An 8265-nucleotide genomic window follows, 5' to 3' on the forward strand; every position below is an offset into this window, starting at 1 on the left:
GCCTAAACAAAAAGTCGGCTTATAGGCCGACTTTTTTTAATTCTTCTTCTGCAAAATCTGCTGTAATGGGTACATAGCCATCTTTCTCAACCAACGCTTGCCCCTGAGCGGAGAAAATAAAGCGAATAAACTCGGCTTCTATTGGTGTTAATGGGTAATCCGGGTGCTTATTCACATAAACATATAAGTAACGTGATAGTGGGTACTTACCACTAACAATATGTTCTCGCGTTGGCGTTACATAGTCATTCCCCGTTTTTGCCACCGGAACTAAGCGTACGCCTGCTACTCGATAACCAACACCGGAATAGCCAACTCCACTGATGGTTGACGCAACAGCTTGCACAACTGACGCTGAGCCTGGCTGCTCGTTAACTCGTGTTTTAAAATCGCCGCCACATAAGGCATTGCTTTTGAAGTAACCATAAGTTCCAGAAACGGAGTTACGACCAAACAACTGTACGTTGCGCTTTGCCCACTGTGATTCAAGACCGAGTTGCTGCCAGTTCGTGATAAATTGACTTTCCCCACAGCGTAGCGTGGCAGAAAACAAAGCATCTAACTGACTAAAGTTGAGCCCTTGAATTGGATTGTCTTGATGGACAAAAATACCAATAGCATCGATCGCAACCCTAAGTGCCGTTGGCTTGTAGCCATGTTCACGTTCAAACGCTTCAACCTCTCTTAAACGCATAGGGCGGCTCATGGGACCAAACTGAGCCGTTTGTTCGGTCAATGCTGGGGGGGCAGTGGAAGAGCCAGACGCTTGGACTTGCGCATTAATATTGGGGTAAATGGATTTAAACTCTTCCACCCAAAGTGTTGTCATGCCTGCAAGTGTATCGGACCCAACAGAGAGCAAGTTCCCGACAATCCCAGTCGTTTTATGATAATTCGGCAATGGTTTATCTTGAGCGACAGCCATACCGGAACAAGCGAGAGCCAGTAGACTGAACACTTTTGCGACTCTTAATGCCATTATTTCACCACCAAACGTTCAGGCAATACAAAAGAAAACTTACTGCCCACGCCCACTTCACTGTGAATTTCCAAATGAGAATCATGGTGGCTCAGCGCATGTTTTACAATAGCCAACCCTAACCCACTCCCTCCGGTATCGCGTGATCTTGCTTTATCGACGCGATAAAAACGCTCAGTAAGTCGATGGAGGTGCTGAGGCTCTATACCATCACCACTATCCTCTACCTCTAAGCATGCGCCTTGAGATGTCTGGAACCAACGAACATTAATGTTCGCGCCAGGCGGTGTGTATTTGACAGCATTATAAACGAGGTTAGAGATAGCACTACGTAACTGGTCATCATCGCCCAGTACGCGTAGGCTAGCATCAACATCAAATTTCAATTTATGTTGGTTGTCCCCGCTAAGGCTAACCGCCTCTTTTTCTAGTACTTCGAGCATCGCAGGTACATTCACGACTTCTTCAAGCTCATGCATAGGTGCCGCTTCAATTTTAGATAGCGTCAGTAGTTGGTTCACCAAACTGTTCATGCGGTTGAGCTGCTCCGTCATAACACCATGCGCTTTGCTCCACATTGGGCCCACAACCATGTCAGGGTCTTCTGTCATCTCCAAATAACCTTGCAGGACCGTCATTGGTGTACGCAGTTCATGAGAAACGTTAGCAAAGAAATTACGGCGCATTCCCTCAAGTTGTTTTAACTGGCTAACATCACGCACCACCATCAAATGTTCACCTTCGGTATACGGTACGATACGTAGTTCTAGCATGCGTTCGACATTGAGTGGTGAGCGCATTTCCAATGGCTCAGAGAAGTCTTTCTTGTTGAGGTACTTGATAAAGTCAGGCGTACGAATGAGGTTGGAGATAGGTTGACCAGAGTCTTCCGGCCAATGGAAACCCAATAAGTGTTGAGCCAGTTTGTTACACCAAACGATATTGCCTTCAGCACGGAACACCACGACGGCATCGGGTAAAGATTCCGCACCATTTCTGAATCGGCGGATAAGATTAGTAAGCTCTTTGCGTTTACGGCGTTGGCGCTGCTGTAAGCGATACAAGCCATTGAACAAAGATTCCCAGTTACCGCTACCAGACGGTGGCGTAAGGCGCTTTTCATCCCATAACCAAGAAGATAAACGTACTTGGTTATGCAAATGCCACACAAGCTGCAATGCCGTAGCTGCCAAAAGCAACCACGGCATATAACCGAATATCCAACCTACTATCACCCATGGGGTGTAAAAAAAAGCCAGCTCCCAGGCCAGCTTTTTCCACGTTAATCTTTCAACCACTCATAACTCCAGAAATGGTACCGATAAGCTGCGTGTTAATTTATGCCTTTGTCGAGAAGCGGTATCCAGCACCACGAACAGTTTGGATCAGCTTATCATGACCTGCGGCTTCCAATGCTTTACGCAGGCGGCGAATATGAACATCGACCGTACGATCTTCGACATACACGTTAGTACCCCAAACATTGTTTAATAGCTGCTCACGGCTGTACACACGCTCTTGATGCGTCATGAAAAAATGCAGCATTTTAAACTCTGTTGGGCCCATATCTAATGGTGCATCATTAGCCGTGACACGGTGTGATACAGGATCAAGCTTCAATCCCTGCACATCAATTACGTCTTCCAGTGCGGTCGGGGTTACGCGACGAATCACCGCTTTTAAGCGGGCAACCAACTCTTTAGGAGAGAATGGCTTAGTAATGTAGTCATCCGCACCGACTTCTAAACCGCGCACTTTATCTTCTTCTTCACCACGAGCGGTAAGCATCACAACTGGAATGTTGCGCGTTAACTCCTCTCGCTTCATGTGTTTGATGAAGTTAATGCCGCTGCCGCCTGGTAACATCCAATCCAGTAAAACTAAATCAGGGAAGGGTTCAGCCAGTTTGGTTACTGCAGTATCGTAATCTTCCGCTTCCACCGCTTGGTAACCTTTCTGCTCAAGTACGAAGCACAGCATTTCGCGAATAGGAGCTTCGTCTTCAACAACCAGAATCCTTCTAGACATAATTGAGTAACCTTATGTTCGTTGAGCTAATGAATTTAAGAGACAAAGCGCCCCTCTATGCATAAGCATTATCACTACCAATTATGACACTTTTGTGACCTTTGAAAACAAATTTTCATATAACTTTCTTTTGAGGTTCATTCGGATATTTTTCATTTCTATTAAGACATCAGCACAAAAATTCCCTATGATTAGTCCCTTGTCATCAAGCCTAGAGAAGATTTATGTGGTTTAAAAACTGTCTGGTATACCGCGTTAACCGCGAGGTTACTTTCAACGCCGAACAACTAGAAACTCAACTGTCTGAATTCCGATTCACCCCATGTGGCAGTCAAGATAAACAGAAATTTGGCTGGGTCAGTGCAATGGGTAGACATGGCGACATGATGACTCACGTGTCAGAAAACCGCATTCTGATTTGCGCCAAGAAAGAAGAGAAAATGCTACCTGCCTCAGTGATCAAAGAATCATTGAATGCAAAAGTAGAAGCAATGGAAGCGCAAGAAGGTCGTCCTCTGAAGAAGAAAGAGAAAGACAACCTGAAAGATGACATCGTAATGGATTTACTGCCTCGCGCATTTAGCCGCAGCAGCCACACTCACGTGCTCATCATGCCAAAAGAAGGGTTCATCCTTGTTGACGCAAGCAGCTACAAAAAAGCGGAAGACGTATTAGCACTACTTCGTAAAACCATGGGTAGTTTACCTGTTGTTCCTGCCATTCCAGAAGTAGCGATTGAAACAACGCTAACCGAGTGGGTGAAAACGGGCGACACGCCTCAAGGTATCACCATGATGGACGAAGCTGAGCTAAAATCCGTGCTTGAAGAAGGTGGCGTGATTCGTTGTAAGAAGCAAGAACTGACCACAGATGAAATCCGCAACCACATCGCAGCAGATAAAGTCGTAACGAAGCTTGCACTTAATTGGCAAGATCGTATTGAATTCATCATGACAGAAGATGCGGGTATTAAGCGTCTAAAATTCTCTGATGAATTGAAAGATCAAAATGACGATATTCCACGTGAAGATCAAGCAGCTCGATTTGATGCAGACTTCTCTCTGATGTGTGGGGAGTTCAGTGCTTTCCTACCCAACCTATACGATGCGCTAGGCGGCTTACCAAATCCCAACGCTTAATATTGTATAAAGGTTAACCATAACGCCCTCACTTTTTTTGAGGGCGTTTTTCTATCTGAAGCACAATTACCCTAGTCACAGTTCACATTTTGACGTAAAATTTGCGCCCCATTTCCATTAGGTGGAATTGGCCTGACTTGTGATCAGATAAAAGAGAATTGAGCAATGACAACTGAGAAAGCATTCGTACCTGAGCTACTGTCTCCTGCGGGAAGCCTGAAAAACATGCGTTACGCATTCGCCTACGGCGCAGATGCAGTTTACGCTGGCCAACCTCGCTACAGCCTCCGCGTACGTAACAATGAGTTTAACCACGAAAACCTAAAAATCGGTATCGATGAAGCACATGCTCTAGGCAAAAAGCTTTATGTGGTATGTAACATTCAACCACACAACTCGAAGCTAAAAACCTTCATCCGTGATCTTAAACCAATCGTAGAAATGGGTCCTGACGCATTGATCATGTCAGATCCAGGCCTAATCATGATGGTTCGTGAAGCTTTCCCAGAAATGCCAATTCACCTTTCTGTACAAGCAAACGCTGTAAACTGGGCGACTGTTAAGTTCTGGGCAGCGAATGGCGTGGAACGAGTGATCGTTTCTCGCGAGCTATCTCTAGAAGAAATAGAAGAAATTCGTGAGCATTGTCCTGAAACTGAACTTGAAGTATTCGTTCACGGTGCATTATGCATGGCCTATTCTGGTCGTTGCCTACTTTCTGGTTACATAAACAAACGTGATCCTAACCAAGGCACTTGCACCAACGCGTGCCGTTGGGAATACAAAGTGGAAGAAGGCAAAGAAAACGACGCTGGTGATATTGTAGAGAAGTTTGACCCATCTGAAGCACAGCCTGTCGAAGTACAAGACGAACGCCCTGAAACCACAATTGGTCGTGGTAAACCAACGGATGAAGTCGTTCTACTTTCTGAAGCGCACCGTCCAGAAGAAAAAATGGCAGCGTACGAAGATGAACATGGTACTTACATCATGAACTCTAAAGACCTACGTGCGGTACAGCATGTTGAGCGCCTAACCAAGATGGGTGTGCACTCGCTGAAAATCGAAGGTCGTACTAAATCATTCTATTACTGTGCTCGTACTGCACAGGTTTACCGTAAAGCGATTGATGATGCTGTAGCAGGCCGACCATTTGATGAAAGCCTAATGGGCACACTAGAGAGCCTAGCTCACCGTGGCTATACCGAAGGCTTCCTACGTCGTCATACTCACGACACCTACCAGAATTACGATTACGGCTACTCAGTTTCTGATGCTCAACAGTTTGTCGGTGAGTTCACTGGTAAACGTCGTGGCGATATGGCTGAAGTAGAAGTGAAAAACAAATTCCTTGTCGGTGATAGTCTTGAGCTAATGACGCCAAAAGGTAATGTTGTTTTCACGCTAGAAGCAATGGAAAACCGTAAGTCAGAGTCTATCGAGGATGCCAAAGGGAATGGTCACTTCGTCTTCATTCCAGTACCAGCAGATCTAGATTTAGAATACGGTCTATTGATGCGTAACTTAAACTCAGGGCAGGACACCCGTAACCCGACTGGTAAGTAATCATGGCTTTGCTCATTACTGACAAATGCATTAACTGCGACATGTGTGATCCCGAATGCCCCAATGGGGCAATCAGCATGGGAGAAAGCATTTTCGAAATTGACCCAGCTCTATGTACAGAGTGTAAGGGACATTACGAAAAGCCGACCTGTCAGTCAGTGTGCCCGATTACAAAATGCATTATCACAGACCCGGATCATGTAGAAACAGAAGAGCAGTTACTGGAGAAATTCGTGATTATTCAAGGGTTAGCATAAGAACAAGTAGGTTCAACTTTGGAGACAAAGTTGAACCTTTTTTTAACCCGACTTTTCAATAGGATAGATATTACAAAACAACTCTTTTTCAAAATGAGACTCTAACCGATCTCGCCAATTTTCAGCTTGGGAAACCGGCACAAGATAAAAGTTTTCTCGGCTCGTGTCCGTAACGAAAGCCATTCCATATTGCATCAGCTCGTAATGCACATCATTAACAAATCCGGGATCAAGACGCTGACGTCCTGTCAGGTGGTTTACATCAACCCGAGTCAATAAGACCCCTTTCGTTTCACTGCTAAATCTGTGTCTTAACCACTCTGCAAATTCTTTTGCACAAATCATAGTCATGGTTTTATCCTTGATTTACTCTTCTAGCAGGAGAAGTATCCATTCCCGCCTCACACACTTGTCTGCCTTGTTATTGCTTCGCTAGCCAACTGACAGACATATTGCTAAGAAACCAAAGTATCGTGACGAAAGATCTTTCTAAACAGAGAAGTTACGACTTATCTATACTACAACTCTTTGTTTAATTTAGATTTCTATATTATGTCACCAAAACTAATTAGGTTAGTTTTTGTATTGGTATTATTCACTGTAGACAAAAGTATGATGTTTCTCCAGTTTCATAAAAGAGATACGTAAGGGAATATAAACCTGTAGAGTCACTCTAGTTAGTAGAGATAAGTGATTGGCATTGCGGTGGAATCGCTTTTTTTCGCTTGGGCTTAGCAATAACTTTCGCAGACGGAGGCTTATCGATAGGCTTAACTTTCGGTCCCCAACTAGCAAGCTCTACCCCACAACCATCACCAGCGGGAGGCAGAGCTTGTTCAACACAATAGCCACTCGACTCAGGACAAGATAACCTGACGTGGAAGTGGTAATGATGCCCCCACCAAGGGCGAACTTTACGTAACCAAGAACGTTCTTTGCCTTCTTCTTGCGAGCAAAGCTGCTCCTTAATGACAGGATGTACAAAAATTCGTGCAACATCCTCACTCTGTGCAGCATATCGAATCAGCCTAAAGTGCCTATCTTCCCAGCGATGGTTAAGTATGGAATAACCTTTTAAATCCACCACACTCATTGGCTTGGGGAGTTGTAATTCGTTATAAGAAAGCGGTTGGTCAGCGAGTCTTAACAAGATATCAATATCTAACCCAGTTTGGTGACTAGAATGGCCAGAAGAAAACCTTCCTCCTCTTGGTAAAGACAGGTCACCTATAAGCAGCGTTGTGTTGAGATTTTGATGAGCTTTAAGCGCTAGGTTTTCAATAAACTCTATCGTTTTAGGGTGCCCATAGTAGCGTTTCGTTTTACTACGTAAAACTTGATAACCAACGCCATCAAGAGGCAAAGGTAATGCACCATCCAAACAACCGTTAGCATAGCTACCAATAGAGGAAGAAGAGTTTTGGGTAGGATTAGCAACATACTCCCAAGGAGTAGAGTATACAGAAGCTGAGAAACATAAACCCAAAGATACAATGAAACTCAGCTTCATAGATTTTAGCCTTTAGTAGTGTTCGCCATTATCGTAATAAGCTTTAGGGGATAAAGCTGAAAAGATAACTGCAACATCAATATCTGCACCAGCAATACCACGAACTTGCTGTGTAATAAGCTTAGCAACTTTATCTTGTACTTCCTGACCACGGTCAAACCAAAGCACTTCGACAAAAGGATATGCAGCACTCACCTCGCCCTCATTGAAAAACGTAGTGTAGATATACTCAAAAGTAAAATCCTCACGCGGACAGTCCATCAGAGGCTGAAGTTCATCCGTCAGAGGCTTTGATAGTGCCTGAACAGCTTGCGGCTCTACAGCACGGAATCGAAAATGTGGCATAAACTTACTTCCTAATTATTAGCATTAACTCATGATAATAACAGGAACCAAGTCAGTTATCATCCAAGCCAATGTAACCACTAACCTTTCCTATACACGTCATATAGATCAAGTAGTAAATCAACTAGCTCACTAACGAAGAACAATGGGAGTATGAAGAGAGGTAAGAAGGGGTAAAATGATACACCGAAGCTTAGTGACGCAATCTATTGCAAAGGAAATAGAATGGCTTAAGTCATCGATGTAATATGTTCTTAAGATCAATATGTATCAGATATCGACAACTATTCGTTAGAAACGAAAAAGGCTCCGACCTAAGTCAGAGCCTTGATATATGGCAGGGGTGGAGAGATTCGAACTCCCAACACGCGGATTTGGAATCCGCTGCTCTGCCAATTGGAGCTACACCCCTGCAGTTCGTGTTTAATGAGACGACTCTCA

Annotated in this window: 9 protein-coding genes and 1 tRNA gene; 3 read left to right on the plus strand and 7 right to left on the minus strand. The window is 44.3% G+C overall.

Features of this window, described 5'->3' with window-relative positions:
• Positions 1-19 precede the first annotated feature (19 nt).
• Genes NB463_RS16940 through phoB form a run of 3 tightly spaced genes read right to left on the minus strand, consistent with a single transcriptional unit; the run spans position 20 to position 3007 of the window.
• A complete protein-coding gene (locus NB463_RS16940; RefSeq protein ID WP_170903123.1) occupies positions 20-979 on the minus strand; it encodes a PstS family phosphate ABC transporter substrate-binding protein in 960 nt (319 codons plus the stop codon).
• A complete protein-coding gene (gene phoR / locus NB463_RS16945) occupies positions 979-2277 on the minus strand; it encodes a phosphate regulon sensor histidine kinase PhoR (protein ID WP_005383667.1) in 1299 nt (432 codons plus the stop codon). Before phoR ends, NB463_RS16940 begins: the two co-directional genes overlap by 1 nt.
• A 40-nt stretch (positions 2278-2317) precedes the next feature.
• Complete coding sequence (gene phoB, locus NB463_RS16950; protein ID WP_005381752.1) at positions 2318-3007, minus strand: phosphate regulon transcriptional regulator PhoB; 690 nt, start codon at positions 3005-3007, stop codon at positions 2318-2320.
• A gap of 224 nt (positions 3008-3231) precedes the next feature.
• Here phoB and rdgC point away from each other — a divergent pair, with 224 nt between their 5' ends.
• The 3 genes from rdgC to NB463_RS16965 all read left to right on the plus strand — a co-directional run bounded on the left by rdgC (position 3232) and on the right by NB463_RS16965 (position 5969).
• On the plus strand, positions 3232-4146 hold the full coding sequence (rdgC, locus tag NB463_RS16955) for a recombination-associated protein RdgC (RefSeq protein ID WP_005391604.1): 915 nt from the start codon (positions 3232-3234) through the stop codon (positions 4144-4146).
• 165 nt (positions 4147-4311) lie between these two features.
• Positions 4312-5712, plus strand: coding sequence for a prephenate-dependent tRNA uridine(34) hydroxylase TrhP (trhP, locus tag NB463_RS16960; RefSeq protein ID WP_006741904.1), 1401 nt, complete (start codon positions 4312-4314; stop codon positions 5710-5712).
• Positions 5713-5714: 2 nt separating this feature from the next.
• Positions 5715-5969, plus strand: a complete 255-nt coding sequence (locus NB463_RS16965) for a YfhL family 4Fe-4S dicluster ferredoxin (RefSeq protein ID WP_031780214.1) — start codon at positions 5715-5717, stop codon at positions 5967-5969.
• A 42-nt stretch (positions 5970-6011) separates the two neighbouring features.
• Here NB463_RS16965 and NB463_RS16970 read toward each other — a convergent pair whose 3' ends face one another.
• From NB463_RS16970 to NB463_RS16985, 4 genes are all read right to left on the minus strand, one after another.
• Positions 6012-6320, minus strand: coding sequence for a hypothetical protein (locus NB463_RS16970; RefSeq protein ID WP_005391608.1), 309 nt, complete (start codon positions 6318-6320; stop codon positions 6012-6014).
• 322 nt (positions 6321-6642) lie between these two features.
• Positions 6643-7479 carry a penicillin-insensitive murein endopeptidase gene (gene mepA / locus NB463_RS16975; RefSeq protein WP_258431384.1) on the minus strand — a complete coding sequence of 279 codons (837 nt, stop codon included), beginning with the start codon at positions 7477-7479 and terminating at the stop codon, positions 6643-6645.
• A gap of 12 nt (positions 7480-7491) precedes the next feature.
• Positions 7492-7824, minus strand: coding sequence for a DUF1904 domain-containing protein (locus tag NB463_RS16980; RefSeq protein WP_005391613.1), 333 nt, complete (start codon positions 7822-7824; stop codon positions 7492-7494).
• A 335-nt stretch (positions 7825-8159) separates the two neighbouring features.
• A tRNA-Trp gene (locus NB463_RS16985) sits at positions 8160-8236 on the minus strand.
• Positions 8237-8265 lie beyond the last annotated feature (29 nt).

Source organism: Vibrio sp. RM-41-2B, assembly GCF_024744415.1.
Taxonomy (GTDB): domain Bacteria; phylum Pseudomonadota; class Gammaproteobacteria; order Enterobacterales; family Vibrionaceae; genus Vibrio; species Vibrio diabolicus.

Excerpts from the sequence above, each read along its gene's own strand:
- NB463_RS16970 (WP_005391608.1), bottom strand. The coding sequence starts at position 6,320 with ATGACTATGATTTGTGCAAAAGAATTTGCAGAGTGGTTAAGACACAGA.
- NB463_RS16965 (WP_031780214.1), top strand. The coding sequence starts at position 5,715 with ATGGCTTTGCTCATTACTGACAAATGCATTAACTGCGACATGTGTGAT.
- rdgC (WP_005391604.1), top strand. The coding sequence starts at position 3,232 with ATGTGGTTTAAAAACTGTCTGGTATACCGCGTTAACCGCGAGGTTACT.
- trhP (WP_006741904.1), top strand. The coding sequence starts at position 4,312 with ATGACAACTGAGAAAGCATTCGTACCTGAGCTACTGTCTCCTGCGGGA.
- NB463_RS16980 (WP_005391613.1), bottom strand. The coding sequence starts at position 7,824 with ATGCCACATTTTCGATTCCGTGCTGTAGAGCCGCAAGCTGTTCAGGCA.
- NB463_RS16940 (WP_170903123.1), bottom strand. The coding sequence starts at position 979 with ATGGCATTAAGAGTCGCAAAAGTGTTCAGTCTACTGGCTCTCGCTTGT.
- mepA (WP_258431384.1), bottom strand. The coding sequence starts at position 7,479 with ATGAAGCTGAGTTTCATTGTATCTTTGGGTTTATGTTTCTCAGCTTCT.
- phoB (WP_005381752.1), bottom strand. The coding sequence starts at position 3,007 with ATGTCTAGAAGGATTCTGGTTGTTGAAGACGAAGCTCCTATTCGCGAA.